Source organism: Luteimonas qiangzhengi, assembly GCF_039548515.1.
Lineage (GTDB): Bacteria > Pseudomonadota > Gammaproteobacteria > Xanthomonadales > Xanthomonadaceae > Luteimonas.
In genome coordinates, this window is the sequence record NZ_JBCLVE010000002.1 from 111185 (window position 1) to 138085 (window position 26901).

The following is a 26901-nucleotide window of genomic DNA, read 5'->3' on the forward strand; positions in this document are numbered from 1 at the left end:
TTGCGGTGGCCCGGAAATGTTCCGGGCCATCGCACGCTTATTCAAATTCGTAGGTCATGTCGGGCCCGGCCTGGGCCAGGAAGCTGCCCTGGGCGTAATCGATGCCGGCGGCGAACAGGAACGACATGCTCGCCGCATCCTGGATGTATTCGGCCACGGTGCGGATCCCCAGTTCGCGGGCCTTGCCGGCAATCTCGGAGACCCGCTGCTGGCTCTCCGGATTCTGGGCCAGGTCTTCGCTGAAGCTCCGGTCGAGCTTGAGCAGATGTGGCTGCAGGTGGCCCAGCAGCTGGAATGAATCCAGCCCCGAGCCGAACTGGGTCAGGGCCAGGCGACAGTCGAACTTGCCGATGGCCGCGGCGAAATCCTGCGCCGCCTTGAGGTGGGTGAATACCTTCGCTTCCGGCAGCTCGAGCACCAGGTATTCGCCGGGCACGCCGTGCTTGGACAGTTGCTCGCCGATATAGCGCACCAGACTGTCGTCATGCAGGGCGGCCTGGCTGATCTTGACCAGCAGGGTGGTGGGTCTGTTGGCCTGCATGCGCTCACCGATGCAGGCAATGGCGCGACCCACCACATGGTGGTCGATCTCCCACAGCAGGCCTTGCTCCTCCGCGATCTGCAGGAACTCCAGCGGCTTCACCAACTCACCTTCGCCGTCGTCCAGCCGCAGCAGGCTCTCGTACACGGCCCCGGTGTCTCCATGCAGGCTGATCACCGGCTGGTAGTGCAGTACGAAGCCATCGTTGTCCAGGGCATCGCGCAGCCGGGCCACCCACGCCTGCACGTGCTCCTCCTCGGCCCGGTCGACCGCGCCCGGATCGAAGATCTCAAAGCGGTTGCCACCCACGTCAAGGGCGGTGCGGACGCCTTCATCGGCCTTGGCCAGTACCTGGCTGACGCTGGCGATCTTCTCGCCGATCTGCACGCCGCCGATGCTGATGGTGACCACGCTGGAGCGCGTGCCGATTTCAAACACGTCTGCCGCGAAGCCTTCTGCAAGGCGGCGGGCCATCGCCTTGGTGGTGTCGTAGTCGGCGTCGGGGATCAGCAGGGCCAGGCGATGCTCGGAGTAGCGCGCCGCGATGGCGTCGCCGCCGGCGCAGGCCTGCAGCCGCTGTGCGAGCGCGGCCAGCATGTCGTCGGTGGCATCCAGGCCGATTTCCTGCAGCAGCCGCTGATAGTGGTCCGGTTCGATCAGCAACAGGCCGTGGCGGCCTGCGCCCTGGGCGGCGTGGGCGACCGCGTCTTCCAGCCGGCGCAGGAACGTGGGCCGGTTGAGCAGGCCGGTTACCTGATCGCGTTGACGCAGCTCTTCCATCTGGCGGGCAAGCTCGGGATCGACCTCCTCGCGACGGAAGATCACCTGCAGGCAGGGTTCGCCTTCGTACTGGGCCGTGGTGAATTCCATCGAGGCGGGGAAGCCGTTGCCTTCGATGTCGCGCGCTTCCAGGTCATAGCGCTCGGGCGGCGATTCGCCCCGGCTCAGGCGCTTGAGCAGGTCCTTGAACTCCTCCACGTGCTGGGGCGCCACCATGTCCAGCAGTGACATGCCTTCCACGTCCTCGAACGCGTCGTAGCCAAACATCTCCAGATAGGCCCCGTTGGCGCGGATATGCATGCCTTCGTGGATGTAGGCAATCGGATCGCGAGAGGAATCGATCAGCGCGTCGCAGCGGCGCTCGGTCTCGCGCACCCGGCCTTCAAGCAGGCGCAGCATGCGGCGGGCGTTGAGGTCGTTGCGCTCATCACGCACTGCGTTGAGCAACAGCTGGTCGTTGTCGCGCAGGACGATGCGGCGTGCACCGTGCGCGTGGGCGCTGATGAAGCTGTCGCTGTCGATGCTGTCGGCCACGGCCAGCAGGGGAACGTCCTTGCCGCTGGCCTGCAGCTGACGCGCAACCTCCTCCAGCGGGATCGTGGCGGAGCCCAGCGCTGCCAGGACCAGATCGATCCCCTGGCCGGAGAACATGCCTTCCAGCTCTTCCAGCGAGGCAGGGCGCAGCGGTCGCACGGCGATGCCGGCGTTGCGCAGTGCGCTCACGATCGCCTCGGCCTCTTCCATGCTGTCGTCGATGACCATCAGCCGAAGCGCATTGTCTTGGTGTGTCGCCATGTGTCTCCCCCAAAGTGCTCCCGGGTTATGCCACGCACCCCGGGTCGAGTCTATTGAAGATGCCTCAAAGTGGGCGCTTGGACGCGTCCCCGGCGACTTCGCGCACCAGCTTTGGAACCAGGTAGCCGGGCAGGCGGTGAAGCAGGGCGCGGTGCAGGGCCAGGGCCGTTGCGTCAGCCACTTCGAAATGGGCGGCGCCGGCCACCCGGTCCAGCTGGTGCAGGTAATAGGGCAGCACGCCCGCCTCGAAACCCCGTTCGCACAGATCGGCCAGGGCCTGCTCGCTGTCGTTCACCCCGCGCAGCAGCACGGCCTGGTTGAGCAGGGTGGCGCCGGCGCCCCGCAGGCGTGCCATGGCGGCATCCACATGGGGATCGAATTCGTTGCCGTGATTGGCGTGTACCACCACGGTGGTTGGCCAGGGCAGGGCGGCCAGCCAGTCGATGAGTTCATCATCCACGCGCTCGGGCAGCACGATCGGCAGTCGGCTGTGGATACGCAGCCGCCGCAGGTGCGGGATCGCGACCAGGGCGTCGGTCAGTTCGGCCAGCTTGGAGGTGGCCAGCGACAGCGGGTCGCCCCCGGACAGGATCACCTCGTCAATCTGCGGGTCCGCCGCGATGGCGGCTGCGGCCTCACGCCAGCCCCCGGCGGCAGCGGTTTCCTCCGCGTAGGGGAAATGCCGACGGAAGCAATAGCGGCAGTGGACCGCGCAGCTGCCGGTGGACACCAGCAGGGCGCGGCCGTTGTACTTGCGGATCAGCCCGCGTCCGGCGCGTGCGGCGCCGTCGCCGACAGCGTCAATGTCGAACCCGGGAACCGGGCGCATTTCCTCATCCAGCGGCAATACCTGGCGCAGCAGGGGGTCGTCCAGGTCGCCACGGCGCATCCGGGCCACGAAGCTGCGCGGCACCCGGAGAGGAAATTGTGCCGCGGCGGCAGCGGATACGGCAGCGGCCGCATGTTCGAGCCCGAGCAGCGACAGCAGCTCGCGCGGGTCCCGTACTGCCTCGCGCCAGGCCTGTTGCCAGCGACGTTGCTGCATGGATAGGGGAGCTGCAGGTATCATGAATGGTCAGTTTCCGTCCGCCCCGGAAGGTTGGGTCGGACCCCACATTCTAATCCGCCAGCGCGGCGGACACCGCAGGAGCAACCGATGGCCAACTACGGCATGAACGACGTCAAGAACGGGGCGAAGATCCTGGTCAACGGCGAACCGGCGGTCATTACCGACACCGACTTCGTCAAACCCGGCAAGGGCCAGGCCTTTACCCGCGTCAAATACCGCCAGATCCGTACCGGCCGGGTCCAGGAAATCACCATGAAGTCCACCGACACGGTGGAAGCGGCCGACGTGATGGATACCGATATGCAGTACCTGTACAGCGATGGCGAGTACTGGCACTTCATGAATCCGGAGTCCTTCGAGCAGGTGCAGGCCAATGCGGCCGGCATGGGTGGCGCTGAAAAGTGGCTGAAAGGTGAGGAGGAGTGCGTGGTGACCCTGTTCAACGGCAGCCCGATCCAGGTCACCCCGCCGAACTTCGTCGAGCTGCAGATCACCCAGACCGACCCCGGCGTGCGCGGCGATACCTCGGGCGGCGGCGGCAAGCCGGCCACCCTGGAGACCGGCGCCGTGGTGCGCGTGCCGCTGTTCGTGGGCCAGGATGAAATCATCAAGGTCGACACCCGTTCGGGCGAGTACGTTTCGCGGGTGAAGTGACGTGGCGGGTGCTCCCATGACCGAAACAGCTCCAGAAGCCGTCGATCTGCTCATCGAAGCCGGTTATGTGGTCCCGATCGAGCCGCACGGCGTGGTGCTGGAAGACCACGCCGTGGCCGTGCGCGACGGCGCGATCGTGGCCGTCCTGCCGAGCGACGAAGCCCGGCGCAGGTTTGCGGCGAAGGAAACGGTATCGCGGCCACACAGTGCGCTGATGCCGGGGCTGGTCAACGCCCATACCCACAACCCGATGACCCTGCTGCGCGGCATTGCCGACGACCTGCCGCTGATGGTGTGGCTGCAGGAGCACATCTGGCCGGTGGAAGCGGCGGTGATCGGGCCGGAGTTCGTGGCCGACGGCGTGGAGCTGGCGATTGCTGAAATGCTGCGCGGGGGCACCACCTGCGTCAACGAGAACTACTTCTTCCCCGACGTGCAGGCGGCAACCTATCGGCGTCACGGCTTCCGCGCCCGGGTCGGACTGCCGGTGATCGACTTCCCCACCGCGTGGGCGAAGACCGATGACGAATACTTCGACAAGGCCGGCGAGGTCCACGACCAGTGGCGCGGCGATGCGCTGATCGACACCGCCTTCGTGCCGCACGCGCCGTACACGGTCAAGGACGCCAGCTTCGAACGCATCCGCATGCTGGCCGACCAGCTGGACGTGCCGGTGCATCTGCACCTGCACGAGACCGCGCAGGAGGTGGAGGACTCGCTCAAACAGTACGGCCAGCGCCCGATCGCACGCCTGGACCGGCTGGGCCTGATCAACGACCGCCTGATCGCCGTGCACATGACCCAGCTGACCCAGGCGGAAATCGAACTGTGCGCCGAGCGCGGAGTATCGGTGGTGCACTGCCCGGAATCCAACCTCAAACTGGCCTCGGGCTTCTGTCCGGTGTGCGCGCTCGAGCGTGCCGGGGTGAACATGTCGATCGGCACCGACGGCTGCGCCAGCAACAACGACCTGGACATGTTTGGCGAAACCCGCACCGCGGCCCAGCTGGCCAAGGCGGTGGCCAATGACGCCGCCGGCTTCGGTGCCGCCTCGGCCCTGCGCGCGGCGACCCTTGGCGGCGCCAAGGCGATCGGATTCGATCACCTGGTCGGCTCGATCGAGCCGGGCAAGCAGGCCGACCTGGCCCTGGTGGACCTGTCCGCGCTGGAGTCCCAGCCGCTGCACAACGTGCTCTCGCAGCTGGTGTATGCCACCGGCCGGCATCAGGTGAGCGACGTGTGGATTGCGGGTCAGCCCAAACTGGCCTCGCGCAAGCTGGTGAACATGGACGAGGACGCCGTAATCGCAAATGCCAGGCAATGGCGTGGACGCATTGCCGGCCTCCATGGACGCACTTCGTGACGACTGAAAACTTCCGCCAGGCGGAGCTCGACAAATTTGCCGCCCTCGCCAGTCGCTGGTGGGATCCCGACGGGCCGCAGAAGCCCCTGCACGCGCTGAATCCGGTGCGTCTGGGCTACGTGGCCGATCGCGCGCCGCTGCAGGGCAAGCGGGTGCTGGACGTGGGCTGCGGTGCCGGCCTGCTGAGCGAGGCGATGGCACGCGAGGGCGCCGAGGTGACCGGCATCGATCTGGCCGAAGCGCTGGTCAAGGTGGCCCGGCTGCACGCCTTGGAGTCCGCCGTGCAGGTGGAATACCAGGTGACCGCGGTGGAAACCCTGGCGGCGGAGCAGCCGGCAAGCTTCGACGTGATCACCTGCATGGAAATGCTGGAGCACGTGCCGGATCCGGCCGCCATCCTGCAGGCCTGCGCGACCCTGCTCAAGCCGGGCGGCATGCTGTTTGTCTCCACCCTCAATCGCACCCCGCAAGCGTTCGCACTGGCGATCGTCGGGGCCGAATACGTGGCCCGGCTGCTGCCGCGGGGCACGCACCGGTACGAGGATTTCATCAAGCCTTCGGAACTGGCCGCGTGGCTGCGTGGCGCCAAGCTGCAGCTGGAGGATGTGAGCGGCATGATCTATGAGCCGTGGCGGAATTCCGCCCGTCTGTCGCGACGCACCGGGGTCAATTACCTGGCCGCAGCGCGCAAGCCGGATGCCGGCAATGACTGAGTCTGCGGCAGGGCGCTTTCCGCCCGCCGTGCTGTTTGACCTGGACGGCACGCTGCTGGACAGCGCGCCGGACATGCTGGCCACCGTCAACCGCATGCGCGACAGCCGCGGCATGGGCCCGCTGGGGCTGGCCGCGCTGCGCCCCACGGTGTCCAAGGGCGCGCGGGCGATGTCGTCGGTGGCGTTTCCGGACCTGTCGGCGGACGAGATCGCCGCGCTGGTGCCGGAATTTCTTGATATCTACCGCCAGGAACTGGGCCGCCACAGCCATGCCTTCGAAGGCGTGGAAGAGATGCTGGCCGCGCTGGAGCAGGCCGGGACCGTCTGGGGCATCGTGACCAACAAGCCCGAATATCTCGCCCGCGAGGTGGTTCCGCAGCTGGGGTGGCAGTCGCGCTGCGCCGTGCTGGTGGGCGGCGACACCCTGGCCGAACGCAAGCCCCACCCGCTGCCGCTGCTGCATGCGGCCCAGGCGCTGGGGATGCCCGCCGACCAGTGCGTTTACGTGGGAGACGACGAGCGTGACATCGTGGCCGCCCAGGCCGCGGCCATGCCCTCCGTGGTGGCCCTGTGGGGTTATCGCCTGGATGGAGACGATCCCATCGCCTGGCGCGGCGACGTGATGATCGACGCGCCGCGGGATCTGCTCGACCCCGCCGCGTGGCCGAAGGTGGGCTGAGCGGTGGCCGATCAGGAACCGGCAGCGGAAGAATTCACCGCCAAGTGGCAGCGACGCTGGCCGGAGTGGGGCATCGCCGAAGCTTTCGTGCCCGCCGCCCAGCGCGAGATCGCCGTCGCCTGGCTGTCGCTGCAGAACGAGCTGACGGAAGCCGCGTGGGGCGGGGAAGATCCGACTCCCGGCCTGGCCAAGCTGGCCTGGTGGCATGAGGAGCTGGAAGGCTGGGCCAAGGGGGCGCGTCGTCATCCCCTGGGCGCATCGCTGCAGCGCCTGCCGGCGCCCTGGACGACACTCGCAAGGGCGCTGTCGATTTTTCCTTCCACCCGCGGGCAGGATCCGGCCACGGCGCAATCCGCGCTGGTTGGCCTGGCAGACGCGCTGGACACCTGCGAAGCGGCCCTGCTTGGAGACACCCGCGACAGTGGCGCGCCGGCTACCGAGGCAACCACGCTGGCGTTACTGGGCGCGCGCGCGCTGCTGACCGGTTCGGGCGAAGATGCCGGCTGGTTGCTGCAGCGCTGGCCGCGGGGCGCGAGCGGATCGCGGCCGGGACGCCTGCATCGCGCTCTGCTGCGTGGCAGGTTGGCCGGGCTGGTGGCCGGCAAGCAGGGGCGGCCGCTGTCTGGCTGGCGGGTCCTGGGTGCTTCGTGGCGCGCTGTGCGCGGGCGCTGACCCCGGGCGCTGAAACCCGTTTCCAACCCGCTGTCGCGGACGCAGCGTTTCAGGGACGTTGCGCAGCCTCCCGTTACACTATCCGGCCCGATCCCCCGATCCCAGATGCCGTGAAGGCCCCCACGCAATGAGCCAATCTCCCGCCCAGCCCCTGCCCGACGTCGCCGACGACGCCGCCTTTGCCGCCCGCGCCCTCGATTGGGTGGGTATGGAAAGGATCGCGCTGCCGCTGCGGCTCTCCGATGGCAATGGTGGGTCGATCCAGGTGCCGGCTTCCGCGGATGTCTCCGTGGACCTGCGCAAGCCTGACACCCGTGGGATCCACATGTCGCGCCTGTACCTGCGGCTGCAGGATGCATTTACCACCGAGACCATGACCGTGGCCGGCCTGCGCCGGATCCTGCAGGACCTGGTGGAATCACAGCGCGGTCTGTCGTCTTCCGCACGCCTGGTGCTGCGCTACGAACACCTGCTCAAGCGCGCGGCGCTGGCCAGTGACAATGCCGGCTGGAAGAACTATCCGGTGGAACTGGAGGCGACGATCGTCGACGGCCATTTTCGCCTGATGCTGTCGTTTTCGGTGGAATATTCCAGCACCTGTCCCGCATCCGCGGCGCTGTCGCGGCAGGCCAATTCGGAGCGTTTTGCTGCCGACTTTGCCGCCGCCCATCCGCTGTCAACGGCCGTGGTCGAGGAATGGCTGGCATCCGAGCGTGGCCTGGCGGCCACCCCGCACGCCCAGCGCAGCAGCGCCCAGGTGAAGCTGGAACTGCGGCCCGCGTTTGATGAGATCCCGCTGGCATCGCTGGTGGACGCCCTCGAGGCGGCCCTGGGCACGCCGGTACAGACCGCGGTCAAGCGCGAGGACGAACAGGCCTTTGCCCGCCTCAACGCCGAGAACCTGATGTTCTGCGAAGACGCCGCCCGCCGCGTGGCGGCCGTGCTGGCCGCCGATGAGCGCGTGGAGAAGTTCGACGCGCGCGTGGCCCACTACGAGAGCCTCCACGCCCACGACGCCGTGGCCCGCGTCACCGGCTGAGCCCCGGAGCGGGGCGCGGGGAGTTCAGGGCGTGCGGGCCAGCACCAGCTGCGGATCGATCCGCACGTCGAACCACGTCATCCCCCAATGAAGATGTGGTCCGGTCGCGCGTCCAGTGGCGCCCACCGTGCCGATCACCTGTCCCTGTTCGATCACATCGCCGACCTCGACATCCAGCCGCGCCATGTGCAGGAAGTTCGAGCCGATCCCGTGGCCGTGGTCGATCAGCACCGTGCCGCCGGTGATGTACAGGTCCGGGTCGGCCAGGGTGACGACGCCGGCCGCCGGCGCCCGGATCGGCGTGCCGGTCGGTGCGGCGATATCCATGCCCGAATGGGGTGAGCCGGGTGTGCCGTTGTAGACCCTTGCGCGCCCAAAGCGGCCGCTGATCCGGCCTTGTACGGGCTGGATGAACGGCTGGGCGAAACCGATGTGCGCGGCATCATCGGTGCGTGCGGCCGTCACCCGGGCCTGCTCACGACGGATCCGTTCGGCAACCGCCGCAGGCGGATTCACGGTGGCCGGGGGCACGCCATCGACCCGCTGCAGCGGCCAGTCGCGGGTGCTGACGGCGATGCGGAGGCTTTCCGTTGCACCATTTGGGCGGGTGACCTGCACCTCGGCAGGGCCGCTGTGATCGCGGCCAATGCCGAACACCACGCTGCCATAGCCGGTCACGCGCAGGCTGCGGCCGGCATGCTCGACCCGGCTGCCGGGCGGCACCTTGCCGATCACCATCGCGCCCTGCTGAACTTCAGAGGGAAATACGATGCGCTGGTCGCCAGCCATGACTGCGGGCGCGGCGCAGCCCAGCACGGCTGCCAGCATCAGGCCAAACAGGGCGCGCATCAGCGGGTGAACTCCAGGCGCCGACCGTACGCATCGCCCACCAGCTGTTCCCCGTCCCAGGCCAGCTCGCCGTTGACCCAGGTGGAGGCAATGCGGCTGCGGAAGGTGGTGCCCTCGAACGGAGACCAGCCGCAGCGCGACAGCACCTGTTCGCGGGACACGGTGAACGGCGTGTCCTCCACCAGTACCAGATCGGCCCAGTAGCCTTCGCGCAGGAAGCCGCGCCCGGCCACGTCGAACAGCTGTGCCGGCGCGTGGGCGAATTTCTGCACCACGGTCGGGGTGTCGAAGTGGCCCTCGTGCACGCACTCCAGCGCTGCGTTCAGCGCGAACTGCACCAGCGGCAGTCCGCTCGGGGCGCGCACGTAGGGGGCCTGCTTTTCCTGCAGCGTATGCGGCGCGTGGTCGGTGGCCAGCACGTCGATCACATCGTCTGCGAGCGCCCGCAGCAGGGCTTCGCGGTCGGACGCTTCCTTGATCGCCGGGTTGCACTTGATCTGGTGCCCCAGGCGGTCGTAATCCTCGCGCGAAAAGCGCAGGAAGTGGATGCAGGTTTCGGCGGTGATGCGCTTGCGCACCTTGCCATCGGCATCCACCAGCGGGCCGGCTTCGAACAGCGCCAGCTCGTCGGCGGTGGAGATGTGCAGCACGTGCAGCCGGGTGTCGTGGCGGCGCGCCAGTTCCAGCGCCAGGCGGGTGGACTTGATGCAGGCTTCGCGCGAGCGGATGTCCGGATGCAGGCGGGCAGGGATGTCGTCGCCGTACTGCTGGCGGTGACGGGCCAGCTCGGCATCGATCATCGGAGTGTCTTCGCAGTGGGTGATGATCGGCACCGGCGTGTCGCGGAAGATTGCGTCCAGCGTGGCGGGATCGTCCACCAGCATGTTGCCGGTCGAGGCGCCCATAAACACCTTCACCCCCGGAGCGGTCCTGGGATCCAGCCCGCGCACCGCTTCAAGATTGTCGTTGCTGGCGCCGAAGTAGAACCCGAAGTTGGCGCGGGCACGGCCCGCGGCGCGGGCGTATTTGTCCTCCAGCGCGTCGCGGTCGAGCGTGGGCGGGCTGGTGTTGGGCATGTCCATGAAACTGGTCAGGCCGCCGGCCACCGCCGCGGCCGACTCGGTGGCCATGTCGGCCTTGTATTCCATGCCGGGCTCGCGGAAATGCACCTGGTCATCGATCATTCCGGGCAGCAGGCGGCGGCCGGCGGCATCCACCACGCGCTCGTTGCCGCGGGCGGTCAGGCCGGCGTCGATCCGGGCAATGCGTCCGTCCTGGATGCGCAGGTCGGCCTCGAACTCGCGGCCTTCGTTCACCAGGCGGGCGTTGACAATCAGGGTGTCGGTCATTGCTGGGATTCCGTACGGTGAGGGGGTGGTTCGGGCACAGGATCGTGGCCGCCGGGATGCAGCGGGTGGCAGCGGCCAAGCCGGCGCATGGCCATCCAGCCGCCCTTGAAGGCGCCATAGCGCCCGATCGCGGTCATCGCGTATTCCGAACAGCTGGGCACGAACCGGCAGCGGGGTCCAAGAAGGGGGCTGATCAGCCGTTTGTACAGGCGCAGCAGGGCGATGAGGAAACGGTCGATCATGGTCCGGAAACTGCTTGAAATCCGACGGCTGAACTTGCCGCTGGGGCCGTAGCAGGGTATAACAGCGCGCCTTCCCACACCAAGGGATTCCGCAGTCGGGGGTATCGCAGTGGCTACCAAGAAAACCGTCAAGAAGTCCGTCAGCAAGGGTTCCGCCGCCAAGGCGCCTGTGAAGAAGGCGGCCTCGACGGTGGCGAAGAAGGCCGCTGCGAAAAAGACCGCCAGCAAGGCGGTTGCCAAGACTCCAGTCAAGAAGGCGGCGGCCAAGAAGGCCGCAGTCAAGAAAGCCGCAGTAAAGAAGTCGGCAACAAAGAAGGTGGCAGTGAAGAAAGCTCCAGTGAAGACCGTGGCGAAGAAAACCGCCGCGACCAAGGCACCTGCAAAGCAGGCCCCAGCCAAGAAGGCGACCGTCAAAAAGGCCGTCGTGAAGAAGGCTGCAGCAAAGAAGGCCGCAGCAAAGAAGGCAGTCGTGAAAAAGGCGGTCAGGAAGTCCCTGCAGCCGAGCCCCATCCGCACGCGCGGCAAGGTGGCTGTTGCAGTGACCGCCCGCGAGTCGGCGCCCGCGACCAGGACCCGGTACAAGGTGGTCGAACACGCGGTGGACAAGACCAGCGGCCGTCCGATCATTCCCAAGGGCTACAAGCCCGGCGCGGATGAGGAGTACATGAGCCCGCTGCAGCTCGAGTATTTCCGCCACAAGCTGATCTCCCGCCGCGAAGAACTGGTGGATGAGTCACGGCAGACCATCGAGAACCTGCGCGGCGAAGTACGCGACGTGGGCGATGAAGCCGAGCGCGCCAGCCGGGAAACCGAGAACGCGCTGGAGCTTCGCACCCGCGACCGCTACCGCAAGCTGATCAGCAAGATCGAGAGCATCATCCGCCGGGTCGACGAAGGCGATTACGGCTACTGCGTGGAAACGGGCGAAGAAATCGGTCTGGAGCGGCTTGAAGCCCGCCCCGAAGCCGAGCGCACGATCGACGCGCAGGAACGCTGGGAACATCTGCGCAAGCAGATGGGCGACTGAGTTCCGGATCTCCAGCACGCTGGACTACAAAACCCCGCTTCGGCGGGGTTTTTTGTGCGCTCCCGGCCACGGCGGGGCCATCAGCCGGAGCTATCGCAGGTCGCGCAGATCCAGCCGGCGCAGCTTCGGCGCCTTCAGTGCGGTGGTCGCCACCACGCCCATGGTCACGCAGCCGCCCAGCACCACCGCCGGCACCAGGCCCAGCAGCCGGCCCATGGAGCCGGCGTAAAAGGCGCCCAGCTCGTTGGATGAGCCCACGAACAGGCCGTTGATGGATGACACCCGGCCGCGCATCTCGTCCGGCGTGGCCAGCTGCATGATGGTCGAGCGCAGCACCACCGAGACTCCGTCACACATGCCGGACAGCAGCAGGAAGAAGGCCGACAGCCAGAACAGCTTCGACAGGCCGAAGCCGATGATGCACAGCCCGAAGCAGGCCACGGCGATCAGCAGGGTCCGTCCGGCATTGCGCTGGATTGGCCGTCGCGCCAGCCAGATCCCGACCGCCACCGCGCCCAGCGCAGGCGAGGCGCGCAGGATTCCCAGACCTTCCGGTCCGTAATGCAGGATCTCGCGGATGAAAGCCGGAGCCAGCGAGATCGCCCCGCCGAACAGCACCGCGAACATGTCCAGCGCCAGGGCCGCCAGCAGGATCTGGTGACCGAACACGAACCGCGCGCCCTCGGCGATGCTGGCGAACACCGGCCCGCGCTGCAGCTGCGGCGCGGGCTCGGTCACCTCCATCCGTGCCAGGGCCAGGATGGCTGTGGCGGCGAACACCGTGGCCAGCCCATACGCAGTGGCCATGCCGGCCCAGCCCACCAGCACGCCGCCCAGTGCCGGCCCCACCACCAGGGCGGACTGGAACACGATGCTGCCCAGGCTGGCGCCACGGACGAACTGCTCGCGCACCAGCACCCGTGCAAACAGTGCGTTGTAGACCGGGCCGAGGAAGGAGCGCACCGCGCCGGTCAGGATCACCGCCGCGTAGATCTTCCACACGCCCTCGCCAAACCAGCCCAGCGTGATCGCCACCAGCAGCAGCGGAGTGACCGCCAGGCCGGCACAGGCCACCATGCCCAGCCTGCGCCGGGGCAGGTGGTCGACCAGATAGCCGGCAAAAGGCGCCACGCAAAAGTAGGGCAGTACCTCGGCCAGGCCGATCAGGCCCAGCATCCACGGGTTGCGGGTCAGCTCGTACACGTGCCAACCCACCGTGACCGCGACCATCTGGTAGGACAGGATGGTGCAGATCCGGTAGCCCATCAGGGCCCGGAAGTTGGGATTTCGCAGCGGCGGGACGGTCGGGTCGGTGGAGGCGGAAGCGTCGGTAGCTGTGCCAGCGCTCACGCTGCGGCGGCGCGTTCGGCCTGTTCGCGGATGAAGGCCAGCAGCGAAGCCAGTCCGTTGCTGCGCGTGGGCGACAGGTGCTTGGCCAGGCCGATATCGCCAATGTAATCCGGGTCGGTGGCGACGATCTCGGCGGCGCTGCGGCCGGAGTAGACGCGCAGGGCCAGGTAGATCAGGCCGGAGACGATGGCCGAATCGCTGACTGCGGCGAAATCAAGGCGCGAAGCGTCACCTGACGGCACGATCCACACCATCGACTGGCAGCCGTGCAGGCGGTGCTCATCCGTCTTCCATTCTTCGGGGAAGGGGGGGAGCTTGCGGCCCAGGTCGATCAGGTACTGGTAGCGTTCCGACCAGTCGCTGAAAAAGGAGAATTCGTCACGGATCGCGCCCTGGGCGGCGCCGGGAGTGGGTTCAAGCGGGAAGGGTGTGTTGGACACGGCAGCAGGCGGCCGGATGGCCCCGGTTCGGATCAGCCGGCTATTGTCGCAGAAACCGGCTCCCACCCTTTGTAGGAGCGCGCCATGCGCGCGAAGCCGCGTGACGATTGGTTTGCGGGGCGCGCCGGCGGAGGTGGCCTCAGGCGCGCTTGCGGACCCAGCGGACGCCCTGGGGCGTGTCCTCCAGCGCGATGCCTTCGGCGGCGAGCTGGTCGCGGATGGCGTCGGCGCGGGCAAAGTCGCGGTCCTTCTTGGCCGCGGTGCGTTCATCCACCAGGGCCTGGATACGGGCGTCATCGTCCGCGGCTGCGCCGCGTGCAAACCAGATCTGCGGGTCCTGCTGCAGCAGCCCCAGCGCCAGTCCGGCGCCGAGCAGGCGGGCCTTGGCTTCGGCGCGGGCTCCGTCATCACCGGCCTTGCGTGCCTCGCCGGCCAGGCGTGCCAGCTCGGCCAGCGCCTGCGGCGTGTTCAGGTCTTCGACCAGCGCGGCTTCAATCGATTCCGGAATGGCCGGCTCCGCGGACACATCGGCCAGGTCGCGCAGGGTGGCGTAAAGCCGGTCCAGCGTGCGCAGGGACTGCTCCACCAGGCCATCCGACCAGTCCAGCGGCTGGCGGTAGTGGGCCGAAAGCAGCGCATAGCGCAGCGCCTCGGGCGGGTGTTCGGCCAGCAGGTCGCGGACCTTGGCGATGTTGCCGACCGACTTGGACATCTTGGCGCCGGACAGGTTGAGCATGCCGTTGTGCAGCCAGAAGCGGGCGAAGGTGCGGCCGCCGTGGGCGCACTCGCTCTGCGCGATCTCGTTCTCGTGGTGCGGAAACTGCAGATCGACGCCGCCGGCGTGGATATCGATCGTCTCGCCCAGATGCGCGGCAGCCATGGCCGAGCATTCAATGTGCCAGCCGGGGCGGCCCACGCCCCACGGGGAATCCCAGCCGGGCAGGTCGGGCGTGGAGGGCTTCCACAGTACGAAGTCGCCGGGGTTGCGCTTGTACGGCGCCACGTCCACGCGGGCACCGGCCAGCATCTGCTCGGTATCGCGGCGCGACAGCTTGCCGTAATCCGGATAGCTGTCCACCGCGAACAGCGCATGACCCTCGGCGGCGTAGGCATGGCCGGCTTCGATCAGGCGCTCGATCATGGCGATGATCTCGCCGATGTGGGCAGTGGCTTCCGGCTCGATATCGGGCGGCGCCACGCCAAGGGCGGCCATGTCTTCGCGGTAGGCCGTGGCGAACCGGTCGGTGATGGCCGAGATCGGCACGCCTGCCTGGCTGGCGGCGGCGTTGATCTTGTCGTCCACGTCGGTGATGTTGCGCGCGTAGCGCAGTGCGCCATAGCGGCGCCGCAGCAGCGTGGCGAGCACGCCGAACACCACCGGTCCACGGGCGTTGCCGATGTGCACGTAGTCGTACACGGTGGGGCCGCACACGTACATGGTCGGGCAGGCGGGATCGAGCGGCTGGAAGGGCTCGATGCGGCGGGTCAGACTGTTGTAAAGGCGCAGGCTCATCATTTCGATACGCAGGGGGAGCCCGGATTCTATCGGGCGGGGCAGGTTCACGACAGCGCCGGTTCAGCAGATGAACGCGCCCAGCGCCTAGACTTGTCGCAGGGCGCACTTGCCCTCAGTCCACCGCAAAGGTCCGATGCTCCGATCTTTCCCGACCCTGCCGTTGCTCCTCTGTGCCGCGTTGAGCGCGGCGCCCGCCGTGATGGCCCAGGATCGGGGGCAGCAGGCTGGCCAGGGCATGGCTGCATTGCCGCCACCTCCCGTGCCGGGCCCGCAGGAGAACGTCCGGATCGAATTTGCCCGGGTCCTGGCTGCCGAGCCCGTTCATCAGACCCTGCGCGCCACCAGCATGGTGGAGCGCTGCGAGGCTGCCAGCCCGGTGGCCGAGGACGACGAACGGCGTGGCCTGCAGCGGGTGGTGGGCGCGGTGCGCGATGTGCTGTCTTCCGACGGCAGGGTGGACGAAGTGGACGCCTCGGCGGGCGGCGAGTGCCGCATGGTGCCGGTGGAGCGCGAATTCCGGCGGCCGATCGGTTTTGACGTCGATTACGTGCACCGCGGGGTCAAGTACCGTTCGCGCATGCCGTATGACCCCGGCAACCGGGTGCGGGTGCGGGTCTCGGTCACCCCGGTGGTGAGCGGCGAATAGGCTGGAGCAGCTTGCCGCGGCCTGCGCCGCATGCGACGATGCGATCCGATGATGAACTTCCGTGCCGACGCCCTGATCCTGACCTCTGCCCGTATGGCGGCAGGCATGACCTCGCGCGCCCGCCGACCGGAGCCTTGCCAACGCGCTGGGTAGCCGGAACCCGTTTTATTGAGTTTCACGCGAAAACCCGGCCCCGGCGCCGGGTTTTTTGTTTTTAGTCCTGCTGTTTTCCTTGACCGTTCCGCAGCTTCCAGGGGTTTACCGCGCCATGACCGTTTCCCGCCATTTCCTCAATACCCAGGACTGGTCGCGCCCCGACCTGGATGCGCTGCTCGCCGACGCCGCCCGCTTCAAGCGCGAGCGCATGGGCGATGTCCTGAAGGGGCGTTCGATCGCGCTGGTGTTCTTCAACCCGTCCATGCGCACCCGCACCAGCTTCGAGCTGGGCGCGTTCCAGCTGGGCGGGCACGCGATCGTGCTGCAGCCGGGCAAGGATGCGTGGCCGATCGAGTTCGACCTGGGCACGGTGATGGACGGCGACAGCGAGGAGCACATTGCCGAGGTGGCCCAGGTGCTGGGTCGCTACGTGGACATGATCGGGGTGCGGGCGTTCCCGAAGTTCATCGACTGGAGCGAAGACCGCCAGGACAAGGTGCTCAAGGCGTTTGCCCGCTACTCGCCGGTGCCGGTGATCAACATGGAAACCATCACCCATCCCTGCCAGGAGCTGGCCCACGCGCTGGCGCTGCAGGAGCATTTTGGCGCCGCTGACCTTCGCGGGAAAAAATACGTGCTGACCTGGACCTATCACCCCAAGCCGCTGAACACCGCGGTCGCCAACTCCGCCCTGACCATCGCCACCCGGATGGGCATGGATGTGACCCTGCTGTGCCCGACGCCCGATTACGTGCTCGATGAGCGCTACATGGGCTGGGCCGAGGCCAACGTGGCAGAAAGCGGCGGTTCGCTGGCCGTCAGCCACGACGTCGAGGCTGCCTACGCCGGCGCCGACGTGGTCTACGCAAAGAGCTGGGGCGCGTTGCCGTATTTCGGCAACTGGGCGCCGGAAAAGCCCATCCGCGACCGGTTCAAGCACTTCATGGTGGATGAAGCCAAGATGGCAATGACCAACAATGCCGTCTTCAGCCACTGCCTGCCGCTGCGCCGCAATGTAAAAGCCACCGACGCGGTGATGGATTCGCCCGCCTGCATCGCCATCAACGAAGCCGAAAACCGCTTGCACGTGCAGAAAGCGATCATGGCCGAACTGATGCGCGAACGCTCCTGATCCCTACGTTTCCCACCCCACCGGCGGCCCTACGCCGCATGAGAACAACAACATGACCGCTTCCGAATCCAAAGACATCGTCCTCGCCTTCTCCGGTGGCCTGGATACCAGCTTCTGCGTGCCCTACCTGAAGGAGCAGGGCTGGAACGTGCATACCGTGTTTGCCGATACCGGCGGCGTGGATGCGGCCGAGCGCAAGGCGATCGAGGAGCGTGCCGCCGAACTGGGCGTGGCCTCGCACCTGACCGTGGACGGCGGGCCGGCGATCTGGAGCGATTTCGTCAAGCCGTTCGTATGGGCGGGCGAGGGCTACCAGGGCCAGTACCCGCTGCTGGTGTCGGACCGCTACCTGATCGTGGATGCGGCCCTGGCCCGGGCGAAGGAGCTGGGCACCAACGTGATCGCCCACGGCTGCACCGGCATGGGCAACGACCAGGTCCGCTTTGACCTGGCGGTGAAGGCGCAGGGCGACTGGCGCATCGTGGCGCCGATCCGTGAGATCCAGAAGGAACACACCCAGACCCGCGCCTACGAGCAGGCCTATCTGGCCGAGCGCGGCTTTGGCGTGCAGGCCAAGCAGCGGGCCTACACCATCAACGAGAACCTGCTGGGCGTGACCATGTCCGGCGGTGAAATCGACGAATGGGATGTGCCGGGCAAGGGTGCGCGCGGCTGGTGCGCACCGCGCAGCGCGTGGCCGGAAGAGCCGCTGACGGTGCTGGTCGAGTTCGAGGCGGGTGAAGCGGTAGCCCTGGACGGCAAGCGCCTGCCGGGTGAGGAAATCCTGGCCGGCCTGAACCGGCTGTTCGCGTCCTACGGCGTGGGCCGCGGCATGTACACCGGTGACACCGTGATCGGCCTGAAGGGCCGGATCGTGTACGAGGCCCCGGGCCTGGTCGCATTGCTGACCGCCCACCGGGCGCTGGAAGAGGCGGTGCTGAGCAAGCAGCAGAACCGGTTCAAGCCGGACGTGGCGCGCAAGTGGGTGGAGCTGGTGTACGAGGGCTTCTTCCATGATCCGCTGAAGACCGATCTCGAAGCCTTCCTGGCCTCCTCGCAGGCCGGGGTGAATGGCGAAGTCGTCCTGCAGACCAGCGGTGGCCGCGTGGACGCGGTGTCGGTGCGTTCGCCCAACCTGCTGATCGACTCGGGCGCCACCTACGCGCAGTCGGCCGACTGGGGCGTGGAGGAGGCCGAGGGCTTCATCAAGCTGTTCGGCATGAGCAGCACCCTGTGGGCCAGGGTGAACCGGTGAGCAGCCTGCTCGACAGCACCCTGGCGCACCTGGAGGCGCTGGTGTCGTTCGATACCCGCAATCCGCCGCGGGTGATCGATACCGGCGGCATCTTCGATTACATCCGCGGGCAGCTGCCGGATTTCCGCATTGAAGTGACCGACCACGGTGCCGGTGCGGTGTCGCTGCTGGCGGTGCGCGGTCAGCCGAAGCGGCTGTTCAACGTGCACCTTGACACGGTGCCGGACTCGCCGCACTGGAGCGCCGATCCGCTGACCTTGCGGGTGGAGCAGGGCCGGGCGATCGGCCTGGGCGCCTGCGACATCAAGGGCGCGGCCGCGGGCCTGATCGCGGCCGCGCGGCAGAGTGACGGTGAAGCGGCATTCCTGTTTTCCAGCGACGAGGAGGCCAACGATGCGCGCTGCATCGCGGCTTTCCTCGCCCGCGGGCTGCCGTTTGACGAAGTGGTGGTGGCCGAGCCGACCAATTGCGAGGCGGTGCTGGCCCATCGCGGCATCGCCTCGGTGCTGGCCCGATTCCGCGGTGAGGCCGGGCATGCATCCGGCGCCGGGGCGCTGGATGCCAGCGCGCTGCACCGGGCGATGCGCTGGGGCACCCGGGCGCTGGACTTCGCCGCCGGCGAGGCCCATCAGCGCTTTGGCGGGCTGACCGGGCTGCGCTTCAACATCGGCCGGGTGGAGGGCGGGATCAAGGCCAACGTGATCGCGCCGCAGGCCGAGGTCCGCTTCGGCTTCCGTCCGCTGCCTTCCCACGATATCGATGCGCTGCACGAAGGCTTCCGCGGCTTTGCCGGCGCCGGTGAGCTGGAGCATTACGAGGAAACCTTCCGCGGTCCGCCGCTGCCTGCCGGCGGCATCGCCGAGGCCGAGGAGCGCAGGCTGCAGGCGCGCGACCTGGCCGACGCGCTGGGTCTGCCGATCGGCAACGCGGTTGATTTCTGGACCGAGGCTTCGCTGTTTTCGCAGGGCGGCCTGACCGCGCTGGTTTACGGCCCCGGCGATATCGCCCAGGCCCATACCGCTGACGAATGGGTGGCGCTGGACCAGCTCGACACCTACGCCACCACGATCACCAACTTCCTCAACGGCCCCGTCCGTTAGAACTGAGCCACGCACGCAATGCAGCCTCATCTCCAGACCCGCCAGACCATCATCCGCCTGCTGTCCTCCATGGCCAGTGCGCGCGAGATCGACCAGTACCTGAAGCGCTTCTCGCAGCTGGATGCCAAGCGTTTCGCCGTGGTGAAGGTCGGTGGCGCGGTGCTTCGCGACGACCTGGAAGCACTGACCTCCTCGCTGACCTTCCTGCAGCAGGTCGGGCTGACCCCGATCGTGATCCACGGTGCCGGCCCGCAGCTGGACGCGGAACTGTCCGCGGCCGGCATCGAAAAACAGACCGTCAACGGACTGCGGGTCACCACGCCGGAGGCGCTGGCGATCGTGCGCCGCGTGTTCCAGGCTTCCAACCTGAGCCTGGTGGAAGCCCTGCAGCAGGCGGGCGCCCGGGCGACATCGATCACCGGCGGCGTACTGGAAGCCGACTATCTGGATCGCGAGCGCCTGGGTCTGGTGGGCGAGGTGAAGCAGGTCAACCTGGCGACGATCGAGGCCAGCCTGCGCGCCGGTTCCATCCCGGTGATCGCCAGTCTGGGTGAAACCTCCAGCGGCCAGATCCTCAACGTCAACGCCGACGTGTCCGCCAACGAGCTGGTGCGGGTGCTGCGCCCGTACAAGATCATCTTTCTCACCGGCACCGGCGGGCTGCTGGACGAGGCCGGCAAGGTAATCGATTCGATCAACCTGTCCACCGAATACGATCACCTGATGGCGCAGGCGTGGATCAACGGCGGTATGCGCCTGAAGCTGCAGCAGATCAAGGGCCTGCTGGACGGGCTGCCGCTGTCGTCATCGGTGTCGATCACCCGACCGGCCGAGCTGGCCCGCGAGCTGTTCACCCACCGCGGCTCGGGCACCCTGGTGCGGCGCGGTGAGCGGGTGCTGCAGGCGACCAGCTGGGATGAACTGGACCTGCCGCGACTGCAGGGCCTGATCGAGTCCAGCTTCTGCCGCGAGCTGGTGCCCGGATACTTTGAAAGCACGCCTCTGCTGCGCGCCTATGTGAGCGAGAACTACCGCACCGCGGTGATCCTGACTGAGGTGGACGGCGTGCCGTACCTGGACAAGTTCGCGGTGCTGGATGAAGCCCAGGGCGAAGGCCTGGGGCGCGCGGTGTGGCAGGTGATGCGTGAGCAGACGCCGCAGCTGTTCTGGCGTTCGCGCCTGGGCAACGGAGTCAACCAGTTCTATCACGCTGAATCGGATGGCTGTATCCGCCATCAGCCGTGGCGGACCTTCTGGTACGGGCTGGAGGATTTCGACGTGATCCGCGCCTGCGTGAAGCACAGCATGCAAAGGCCGGCGACCTTGAAGGAGAGAGGCAAATGAGCAGGAAGACCATCGGCATCATCGGCGCGCGCGGGCATACCGGCGCGGAGCTGATCCGGCTGGTGGCGGCGCACCCGTCGCTGGAGCTGGCGTTCGTTTCCTCGCGCGAGCTGGACGGACAACCTGTAGCCGACCATGTGCCGGGCTACGAGGGCGGGCTTCGCTACGGAAACTGGTCTGCTGACGCCGCCGCGGGCGAGAACGTCGATGCGTTGGTGCTGGCGCTGCCCAACGACAAGGGCGCGCCGTTTGTGGAGGCGATGCAGGCGGGTTCGCCGGACAGTCTGATCGTGGACCTGTCGGCCGACCGTCGCTTCGATCCCACCTGGGTGTACGGCCTGCCGGAGCTGGGCCGCGACCGGCTCCGAGGCGCACGCCGCATTGCCAATCCAGGCTGCTATGCCACGGCGATGCAGCTGGCCATCGCGCCGCTGCTGGACCAGCTGGCCGGGCCACCGCAGTGCTTCGGCGTGTCGGGCTATTCGGGCGCTGGCACCACGCCCTCGGACCGCAACAACCCCGAACTGCTGCGCGACAACCTGATGCCCTACGCGCTGGCCAATCACATCCACGAGCGCGAGGTCACCGCGCACCTTGGCGTGCCGGTGGAGTTCATGCCGCACGTGGCGCCGCACTTCCGCGGCATCACCATGACCGTGAACCTGTGGCTGAGCGAGCCGTGGGAAGCGGATGCGGTGGAGCGTACCTATCGCCGCCGTTACGCCAATGAGCCTCTGATCGAAGTGCTGGAAGACGCTCCCTGGGTCAGCCGCATCGCCGGCCGCCACGGCGTACAGATCGGCGGCTTCACCGTGGCCCCGGGCGGGCGCCGGGTGGTGGTGGTGGCCACCTTGGACAACCTGCTCAAGGGCGCAGCCACCCAGGCCATGCAGAACGTGAACCTTGCCCTGGGCTTCGAAGAATTCGAAAGCATCCCCCTCCCGACCCCCACAAACCTATAACCCCTCCCTGTAGGAGCGCGCCATGCGCGCGAAGCCGCGTGAACCTGATCCCCGGCAGATCACCGTGTACGCAAAGGTCCGGTGGGCCACTCCCGGTCAGGACTGTCGGCGCCATGGACGGCGCCGCCAAGCGTACATGGATGTATTCACAGCGTGTCCTGACCGGGAGTGGCCCGCCGGGCCGCCCGCGCAGCTCCGGGAGGCACCATGATGGCCGTGACAATCAAGACGCAAAGTGATTCACGCGGCTTCGCGCGCATGGCGCGCTCCTACAGACAAGTGACAGGAGAACAATGATGTCCGAGCTGTTGTGGCAAAAACCCGGCGTTGCCGTGGACGCGAAGATCCAGGCCTTCCTGGCCGGCGACGATGTGCTGCTGGATCGCGAATTCTTCCTGCATGACATCCGCGCCAGCTTTGCCCATGCGCAGGGGCTGGAGCGGATCGGGATCCTGTCGGCCGATGAGCTGGCGGAGCTTGAGCGCGAACTGGACGCGCTGGCGGCGGACTTCTCCAGCGGCGCCTTCGTGCTCGACGAGCGCTACGAAGACGGACACTCGGCAATCGAGGCGCGGCTGGTGGAGCGACTGGGCGACACGGGCAAGAAGATCCACACCGGCCGCAGCCGCAACGACCAGGTGCTGGTGGCCACGCGCCTGTGGCTGAAGGAGAAGCTGGAGCGGACGGCCACGCTGTGCCGGGAAATTGCCCGCATTGCGCTTGATCGCGCTGAAGCGGAGGCCTCGCTGCCGCTGCCGGGTTACACCCACCTGCAGCGCGCCGTGGTGTCCTCGGCCGGCATGTGGTGGGCCGGCTGGGCGGAGGCCTTCATCGACAACGCCCGCCGCGCCGCCGACACGCTGGCGCTGGTGGACTGCAACCCGCTGGGCACCGCCGCGGGCTACGGCGTGAACCTGCCGCTGGACCGGGACCACACCACCGCCGCGCTCGGCTTCTCGCGCATGCAGGTCAGCCCGATCTACGCGCAGCTGTCGCGCGGCAAGTTCGAGCTGGCGGCGCTGGAAGCGCTAGGCTCTGCGACGCTGGATCTGCGCCGCCTGGCCTGGGATCTGTCGCTGTTCACCAGCGCCGAATTCGGCTTCGTCAGCCTGCCGGCGCAGTACACCACCGGCAGTTCGATCATGCCCAACAAGCGCAATCCCGACGTGATCGAGCTGATGCGTGCGGTGCACGCCAGCGTGGCCGCGGCGCGCACCGAGATCGAGCAGCTGCTGTCGCTGCCGTCCGGCTATCACCGCGATCTGCAGGCCAGCAAGGGGGCGATCTTCCACGGCTTCGGCCGCGGGCTGGCCGGGCTGGAGCTGCTGCCGGCACTGCTGGAGAACCTGGACTGGCAGCCGGAGCGCATGCGGGCGGCGATTGACGCCGGCATGTACGCGACTGATGTGGCGGTGGAACAGGCTGCAGCGGGCGTTCCTTTTCGCGATGCCTATCGGGCTGCGGCGGAGTCGGTCGACAGTGCCGGCGATGGACGCACGCCGGAATCCAGCCTGGACGCCAGGGTGTCTCCAGGCGCGGCCGCAGCGCTGCGGCTGGATGAACTGCGCGCCCGCCTGGGAAATCTGCCGCTTTGATGCGGCGCGCAGGGTGGGGTGCACTTGATGTGCATCCCACCTCTTGCCTCTCCAGGGGTTGCCCACTACAATGAGCGGCTCGCCGTCGGGGTGTAGCTCAGCCTGGTAGAGCGCTACGTTCGGGACGTAGAGGTCGCAGGTTCGAATCCTGTCTCCCCGACCAAAATTGGCGAATCGGAAAACCGGCCCAGTGCCGGTTTTTTGTTGCCCGCGAAACGTGGATGGGGCCGTGCCAGCGGCCCGAACGGCTAAACTGTGTGTCTTTCCGCCGCATCATCCGGAGACCACTTTGATCAAGCCGCGTACCCCGCCCGGGGTCATGGAGCTGCTGCCCCGCGAGCAGATCGCGTTCCAGCGCATGCTCGACATCATCCGCCGCAGTTTCGAGGGGTTCGGCTTCCTGCCGATCGAAACGCCCGTGTTCGAACTGTCCGATGTGCTGCTGACCAAGTCGGGCGGCGAGACCGAGCGCCAGGTGTATTTCGTCCAGTCCACCGGCGCACTGGAGAAGGGTGATGACGCCCGGCCCGATATGGCCCTGCGCTTCGACCTGACCGTGCCGCTGGCCCGCTACGTGGCCGAGCACGAGCACGATCTCGCATTCCCGTTCCGCCGCTACCAGATGCAGCGGGTCTACCGCGGCGAGCGCGCCCAGCGCGGGCGGTTCCGCGAGTTCTACCAGTGTGATATCGACGTCATCGGCAAGGACGCGCTGTCGCCGCGCTATGACGCCGAAATTCCCGCGGTCATCCACTCCGTGTTCAAGGCGCTGGGGCTGGGCGGGTTCACCATCTGGATGAACCACCGCAAGCTGCTGCGCGGCTGGTTCGAAGGCCTGGGCATCGAGGGCGACCAGCAGCTGACGGTGCTGCGCGAGCTGGACAAGCTCGACAAGCGCGGCGCCGATGCGGTGCGCGACACGCTGCTGGGCGAAGGCTTCAATCTGGCTGAGGATGCGGTCGACAAGCTGATGGCGTTCTCGCAGGTGCGCTCCAGCGGCCACGATGACGCACTGGCCAAACTCGATGCGCTGGGCCCGGGTACGCCGCTGTTCGAGGAGGGGCGGGCAGAGCTGCGCGAGGCGCTGGAACGGCTGCGCTCAATGGGCGTGGCGGAGTCCGATTACGCGATCAACCTGTCGATCGCGCGCGGCCTGGATTACTACACCGGCATGGTCTACGAGACCACGCTGGATGATTACCCGCAGATCGGATCGATCTGCTCCGGTGGGCGCTATGAGGACCTGGCCAGCCACTACACCAAGTCCAAGCTGCCGGGCGTGGGCATTTCGATCGGCCTGACCCGGCTGTTCTGGCAGCTGCGCGATGCCGGCCTGGTCAACATGGCGGAGAGCACCGTCGATGCGCTGGTCACCCTGATGGACGATGCGGGCCTGGACCATGCATTGGCCCTCTCGCAGCGGCTGCGCGCCGCCGGGTTGAACGTGGAAACCCAGATGGAGCCGCGCAAGCTGGGCCGGCAGTTCCAGTACGCGGATCGGGCCGGTATCCGATTCGTGGTTGTGCGCGGTGAGGACGAAGCCGCGCGTGGCGTGGTGGCGGTCAAGGACCTGCGTCGCGGCGAGCAGTTCGAAGTGGCTGAAGACGAAGTGGCCAGCGCGCTGCGGGTGGAGCGCGAACAGCTTCGCATCCAGGGCGCACTGACCAATGACGGGGAAGGTGCATGAAACATATTTGTCTGGATGGTGTGTCCCTGACCCGTGGCCAGCTGGTGATGATCGCCAACGGCGCCTCGGTCGAGCTGGATTCCGGTGCGCTGGAGAAGGTCGCCCGCGCCGCGGACTTCCTTGCCGAGCAGGTGCGTCGTGAGGAGCCCATCTACGGTGTCTCCACCGGCTTTGGCAGCAATGCCGACAAGCTGCTTGGCGCGCATCCGCTGCGCGACGAGCTGCCCGGTGCGAAGCCATCGGGCCGCTCGCTGCACGCTGAGCTGCAGCAGAACCTGATCGTCACCCACGCGGTCTGCATCGGTGAGCCGATGTCAGCGGAAGTGGTGCGGGCGATGCTGTGCATCCGCATCAACACCCTGCTCAAGGGGCATTCGGGCATTCGCGTGCAGACCCTGCAGGCGCTGACCGCGATGCTCAATGCCGGCATCGTGCCGGTGGTGCCCGAGCTCGGTTCAGTGGGCGCGTCGGGCGACCTGGCGCCGCTCTCGCACCTGGCAATCGTGCTGCTGGGCGGTGGTGAAGCCTTCTACGAAGGCGAGCGCATGGCGGGTGCCGAGGCCCTGCGCCGCGCAGGCCTTGAGCCGGTCACCCTGTCCTACAAGGAAGGCCTGGCGCTGAATAATGGCACCGCGCAGATGCTGGCCATGGGAGTGCTGGCCCTGGACCGCCTGGAGCGACTGGCCGATACCGCCGACCTGGCCGCGGCTATGACCCTCGATGCTTTCGCCGGGCGCCTGGGTGCATTCGCCGAACAGGTGCACGCGCTGCGTCCGCATCCGGGCCAGGTGGAAGTGGCGGCGCGGCTGCGCGCACTGCTGCAGGGCTCCACGCTGGCCGACATTCCGTATCACCTGGTGCCGAAGTTCCGGCAGTGGCTGCCGGACAGCTGGGAAGGCGAACAGGCCCAGGCCCTGAGCTTCGATATCGGCTGGGACTGGGTGCCGGCCAGCCAGCGCCACGGACGCGAGAAGTTCTACCAGCGCTTCAAACCCTTCCGCGGCGGCAAGAAGCACCAGCCGCAGGACAGCTATTCGCTGCGCTGCATTCCGCAGGTGCACGGCGCGGTGCGCGATGCGCTGGACCAGGCGCGCCGCGTGCTGGACGTGGAGCTCAACGCGGTCACCGACAATCCGCTGATCTTCCCTGACCAGCCGGCCGAGCACGTGGAAGATCAGGTGATCTCCGCCGGCCACTTCCACGGCATGCCGCTGGCGCTGGCGCTCAGCTACGTCAAGGCGGCGATCCCGGTGCTGGCCTCGATCTCGGAGCGTCGGCTCAACAAGCTGGTTGACCCGGCCACCAACGATGGCCTGCCGGCGTTCCTGATCGGCAACGAGGATGGCACCGAATCCGGGCACATGATCGTGCAGTACACGGCGGCTGCAATCGTCAACGACCTGGCCACCCGTGCCCACCCGGCCAGCGTGTACTCCATACCGACCAGCGCCAACGCCGAAGACCACGTGTCAATGGGTGCCAACGAGGCCCGTCACGTGCTGTCCATGGCCGATGACCTGGGCAAGGTGCTGGGGCTGGAGCTGTACACCGCCGCCCAGGCGTTGGATCTGCGCCGCGACATGATCAACGCCGCGCGTGAATTGGCACGCAGCACAGACGCCGCTGGGTTCTCGGCAAAGGTGCAGGGCGCTCCGGCGCAAGATCATCCGGACCGCGCGCGGTTCCTTGAAGAAGTGGATGCGTTGCGCGCCGAACTGGCCGCCTCCGAGCCCTACCATCCGGGCGTTGCTGTGGCCGCAGCCCACGACGCCCTGCGCGAACGCATCGCATTCCTGGAGCGCGACCGTGCCATGGATGGTGAAGTCGCCGAGGCAGTGCGCCTCGTGTCCGGCGGCAGCCTGCTGGAAGCCGCACGCCGCGCTGAAGCCGGGGAGGACTGACAGCACGGCAAGGCTGCTGGACGATGCCAGGCGGGGTTGAGCGGG

Annotated in this window: 24 protein-coding genes and 1 tRNA gene; 17 read left to right on the top strand and 8 right to left on the bottom strand. The window is 67.5% G+C overall.

From position 1 onward, the window contains the following. Window positions 1–37: 37 nt before the first annotated feature. Both WCE59_RS00735 and epmB read right to left on the bottom strand, forming a co-directional pair. Window positions 38–2116, bottom strand: a complete 2079-nt coding sequence (locus WCE59_RS00735) for a GGDEF/EAL domain-containing response regulator (protein ID WP_343256791.1) — start codon at window positions 2114–2116, stop codon at window positions 38–40. A gap of 64 nt (window positions 2117–2180) precedes the next feature. Further along, window positions 2181–3185, bottom strand: coding sequence for an EF-P beta-lysylation protein EpmB (gene epmB, locus WCE59_RS00740; protein ID WP_343256792.1), 1005 nt, complete (start codon window positions 3183–3185; stop codon window positions 2181–2183). Window positions 3186–3272: 87 nt separating this feature from the next. Between epmB and efp the strand changes: the two genes are divergently transcribed. From efp to folE2, 6 genes are all read left to right on the top strand, one after another. Next, window positions 3273–3839 (top strand): elongation factor P, encoded by a 567-nt coding sequence (gene efp, locus WCE59_RS00745; protein ID WP_343256793.1) that lies wholly within the window; start codon window positions 3273–3275, stop codon window positions 3837–3839. 16 nt (window positions 3840–3855) lie between these two features. Next, window positions 3856–5202, top strand: a complete 1347-nt coding sequence (locus tag WCE59_RS00750) for a TRZ/ATZ family hydrolase (protein WP_343256794.1) — start codon at window positions 3856–3858, stop codon at window positions 5200–5202. Continuing rightward, on the top strand, window positions 5199–5915 hold the full coding sequence (ubiG, locus tag WCE59_RS00755; protein WP_343256795.1) for a bifunctional 2-polyprenyl-6-hydroxyphenol methylase/3-demethylubiquinol 3-O-methyltransferase UbiG: 717 nt from the start codon (window positions 5199–5201) through the stop codon (window positions 5913–5915). Before WCE59_RS00750 ends, ubiG begins: the two co-directional genes overlap by 4 nt. Continuing rightward, window positions 5899–6594 (top strand): phosphoglycolate phosphatase, encoded by a 696-nt coding sequence (locus WCE59_RS00760; RefSeq protein ID WP_449284063.1) that lies wholly within the window; start codon window positions 5899–5901, stop codon window positions 6592–6594. Before ubiG ends, WCE59_RS00760 begins: the two co-directional genes overlap by 17 nt. 3 nt (window positions 6595–6597) lie before the next feature. Further along, entirely contained in the window at window positions 6598–7266 is a 669-nt protein-coding gene (locus WCE59_RS00765; RefSeq protein ID WP_343256797.1) for a phytoene/squalene synthase family protein, read from the top strand. Between the two features lie 127 nt (window positions 7267–7393). Then, on the top strand, window positions 7394–8305 hold the full coding sequence (folE2, locus tag WCE59_RS00770) for a GTP cyclohydrolase FolE2 (RefSeq protein ID WP_343256798.1): 912 nt from the start codon (window positions 7394–7396) through the stop codon (window positions 8303–8305). 24 nt (window positions 8306–8329) lie between these two features. Here folE2 and WCE59_RS00775 read toward each other — a convergent pair whose 3' ends face one another. From WCE59_RS00775 to yidD, 3 genes are read right to left on the bottom strand one after another with little or no spacing between them, the layout of a single operon-like run. Next, window positions 8330–9154 carry a M23 family metallopeptidase gene (locus WCE59_RS00775; RefSeq protein ID WP_449284064.1) on the bottom strand — a complete coding sequence of 275 codons (825 nt, stop codon included), beginning with the start codon at window positions 9152–9154 and terminating at the stop codon, window positions 8330–8332. Continuing rightward, window positions 9154–10503: a dihydroorotase gene (locus WCE59_RS00780; RefSeq protein ID WP_343256799.1), complete on the bottom strand. Its 1350-nt coding sequence runs from the start codon at window positions 10501–10503 to the stop codon at window positions 9154–9156. Before WCE59_RS00780 ends, WCE59_RS00775 begins: the two co-directional genes overlap by 1 nt. Beyond that, window positions 10500–10745, bottom strand: a complete 246-nt coding sequence (gene yidD / locus WCE59_RS00785) for a membrane protein insertion efficiency factor YidD (RefSeq protein WP_343256800.1) — start codon at window positions 10743–10745, stop codon at window positions 10500–10502. Before yidD ends, WCE59_RS00780 begins: the two co-directional genes overlap by 4 nt. 538 nt (window positions 10746–11283) lie before the next feature. Here yidD and dksA point away from each other — a divergent pair. Beyond that, on the top strand, window positions 11284–11772 hold the full coding sequence (gene dksA, locus WCE59_RS13715) for an RNA polymerase-binding protein DksA (RefSeq protein ID WP_449284065.1): 489 nt from the start codon (window positions 11284–11286) through the stop codon (window positions 11770–11772). A gap of 90 nt (window positions 11773–11862) precedes the next feature. On the opposite strand, the gene WCE59_RS00795 is transcribed toward dksA, so the two are convergent. From WCE59_RS00795 to cysS, 3 genes are all read right to left on the bottom strand, one after another. Beyond that, window positions 11863–13038, bottom strand: coding sequence for an MFS transporter (locus tag WCE59_RS00795; protein ID WP_449284082.1), 1176 nt, complete (start codon window positions 13036–13038; stop codon window positions 11863–11865). Between the two features lie 80 nt (window positions 13039–13118). Continuing rightward, window positions 13119–13562 carry a SufE family protein gene (locus WCE59_RS00800; protein ID WP_343256802.1) on the bottom strand — a complete coding sequence of 148 codons (444 nt, stop codon included), beginning with the start codon at window positions 13560–13562 and terminating at the stop codon, window positions 13119–13121. Window positions 13563–13701: 139 nt separating this feature from the next. Continuing rightward, entirely contained in the window at window positions 13702–15075 is a 1374-nt protein-coding gene (gene cysS / locus WCE59_RS00805; RefSeq protein WP_343256803.1) for a cysteine--tRNA ligase, read from the bottom strand. 136 nt (window positions 15076–15211) lie between these two features. Between cysS and WCE59_RS00810 the strand changes: the two genes are divergently transcribed. From WCE59_RS00810 to WCE59_RS00855, 10 genes are all read left to right on the top strand, one after another. Further along, window positions 15212–15724 carry a hypothetical protein gene (locus tag WCE59_RS00810; RefSeq protein ID WP_343256804.1) on the top strand — a complete coding sequence of 171 codons (513 nt, stop codon included), beginning with the start codon at window positions 15212–15214 and terminating at the stop codon, window positions 15722–15724. 268 nt (window positions 15725–15992) lie between these two features. Further along, window positions 15993–17012 (top strand): N-acetylornithine carbamoyltransferase, encoded by a 1020-nt coding sequence (locus WCE59_RS00815; protein WP_343256805.1) that lies wholly within the window; start codon window positions 15993–15995, stop codon window positions 17010–17012. A 52-nt stretch (window positions 17013–17064) separates the two neighbouring features. Further along, the gene (locus tag WCE59_RS00820; RefSeq protein WP_343256806.1) at window positions 17065–18267 is read left to right on the top strand and encodes an argininosuccinate synthase; all 1203 of its coding nucleotides are present in this window, start codon (window positions 17065–17067) and stop codon (window positions 18265–18267) included. Then, entirely contained in the window at window positions 18264–19367 is a 1104-nt protein-coding gene (locus tag WCE59_RS00825; RefSeq protein ID WP_343256807.1) for an acetylornithine deacetylase, read from the top strand. The genes WCE59_RS00820 and WCE59_RS00825 overlap by 4 nt, the downstream gene beginning before the upstream one ends. An 18-nt stretch (window positions 19368–19385) precedes the next feature. Continuing rightward, the gene (locus WCE59_RS00830; RefSeq protein WP_343256808.1) at window positions 19386–20711 is read left to right on the top strand and encodes an acetylglutamate kinase; all 1326 of its coding nucleotides are present in this window, start codon (window positions 19386–19388) and stop codon (window positions 20709–20711) included. Next, window positions 20708–21673 carry an N-acetyl-gamma-glutamyl-phosphate reductase gene (gene argC, locus WCE59_RS00835; RefSeq protein WP_343256809.1) on the top strand — a complete coding sequence of 322 codons (966 nt, stop codon included), beginning with the start codon at window positions 20708–20710 and terminating at the stop codon, window positions 21671–21673. The genes WCE59_RS00830 and argC overlap by 4 nt, the downstream gene beginning before the upstream one ends. A 296-nt stretch (window positions 21674–21969) precedes the next feature. Further along, window positions 21970–23268: an argininosuccinate lyase gene (argH, locus tag WCE59_RS00840; protein ID WP_343256810.1), complete on the top strand. Its 1299-nt coding sequence runs from the start codon at window positions 21970–21972 to the stop codon at window positions 23266–23268. Between the two features lie 86 nt (window positions 23269–23354). Next, window positions 23355–23431: transfer RNA gene (locus WCE59_RS00845), tRNA-Pro, on the top strand. A gap of 126 nt (window positions 23432–23557) precedes the next feature. Then, window positions 23558–24955 carry a histidine--tRNA ligase gene (gene hisS / locus WCE59_RS00850; protein WP_343256811.1) on the top strand — a complete coding sequence of 466 codons (1398 nt, stop codon included), beginning with the start codon at window positions 23558–23560 and terminating at the stop codon, window positions 24953–24955. Then, the gene (locus WCE59_RS00855) at window positions 24952–26856 is read left to right on the top strand and encodes an HAL/PAL/TAL family ammonia-lyase (protein WP_343256812.1); all 1905 of its coding nucleotides are present in this window, start codon (window positions 24952–24954) and stop codon (window positions 26854–26856) included. The genes hisS and WCE59_RS00855 overlap by 4 nt, the downstream gene beginning before the upstream one ends. The last annotated feature ends 45 nt before the right edge of the window (window positions 26857–26901 follow it).

What these genes read in the sequence shown, in the direction of transcription:
- WCE59_RS00735 (WP_343256791.1), bottom strand. Translation starts at nt 2,116, where the DNA reads ATGGCGACACACCAAGACAATGCGCTTCGGCTGATGGTCATCGACGAC.
- epmB (WP_343256792.1), bottom strand. Translation starts at nt 3,185, where the DNA reads ATGATACCTGCAGCTCCCCTATCCATGCAGCAACGTCGCTGGCAACAG.
- efp (WP_343256793.1), top strand. Translation starts at nt 3,273, where the DNA reads ATGGCCAACTACGGCATGAACGACGTCAAGAACGGGGCGAAGATCCTG.
- WCE59_RS00750 (WP_343256794.1), top strand. Translation starts at nt 3,856, where the DNA reads ATGACCGAAACAGCTCCAGAAGCCGTCGATCTGCTCATCGAAGCCGGT.
- WCE59_RS00760 (WP_449284063.1), top strand. Translation starts at nt 5,899, where the DNA reads ATGCCGGCAATGACTGAGTCTGCGGCAGGGCGCTTTCCGCCCGCCGTG.
- folE2 (WP_343256798.1), top strand. Translation starts at nt 7,394, where the DNA reads ATGAGCCAATCTCCCGCCCAGCCCCTGCCCGACGTCGCCGACGACGCC.
- WCE59_RS00775 (WP_449284064.1), bottom strand. Translation starts at nt 9,154, where the DNA reads ATGCGCGCCCTGTTTGGCCTGATGCTGGCAGCCGTGCTGGGCTGCGCC.
- WCE59_RS00780 (WP_343256799.1), bottom strand. Translation starts at nt 10,503, where the DNA reads ATGACCGACACCCTGATTGTCAACGCCCGCCTGGTGAACGAAGGCCGC.
- yidD (WP_343256800.1), bottom strand. Translation starts at nt 10,745, where the DNA reads ATGATCGACCGTTTCCTCATCGCCCTGCTGCGCCTGTACAAACGGCTG.
- WCE59_RS00795 (WP_449284082.1), bottom strand. Translation starts at nt 13,038, where the DNA reads ATGGGCTACCGGATCTGCACCATCCTGTCCTACCAGATGGTCGCGGTC.
- cysS (WP_343256803.1), bottom strand. Translation starts at nt 15,075, where the DNA reads ATGAGCCTGCGCCTTTACAACAGTCTGACCCGCCGCATCGAGCCCTTC.
- WCE59_RS00810 (WP_343256804.1), top strand. Translation starts at nt 15,212, where the DNA reads ATGCTCCGATCTTTCCCGACCCTGCCGTTGCTCCTCTGTGCCGCGTTG.
- WCE59_RS00815 (WP_343256805.1), top strand. Translation starts at nt 15,993, where the DNA reads ATGACCGTTTCCCGCCATTTCCTCAATACCCAGGACTGGTCGCGCCCC.
- WCE59_RS00820 (WP_343256806.1), top strand. Translation starts at nt 17,065, where the DNA reads ATGACCGCTTCCGAATCCAAAGACATCGTCCTCGCCTTCTCCGGTGGC.
- WCE59_RS00830 (WP_343256808.1), top strand. Translation starts at nt 19,386, where the DNA reads ATGCAGCCTCATCTCCAGACCCGCCAGACCATCATCCGCCTGCTGTCC.
- argC (WP_343256809.1), top strand. Translation starts at nt 20,708, where the DNA reads ATGAGCAGGAAGACCATCGGCATCATCGGCGCGCGCGGGCATACCGGC.
- argH (WP_343256810.1), top strand. Translation starts at nt 21,970, where the DNA reads ATGTCCGAGCTGTTGTGGCAAAAACCCGGCGTTGCCGTGGACGCGAAG.
- WCE59_RS00855 (WP_343256812.1), top strand. Translation starts at nt 24,952, where the DNA reads ATGAAACATATTTGTCTGGATGGTGTGTCCCTGACCCGTGGCCAGCTG.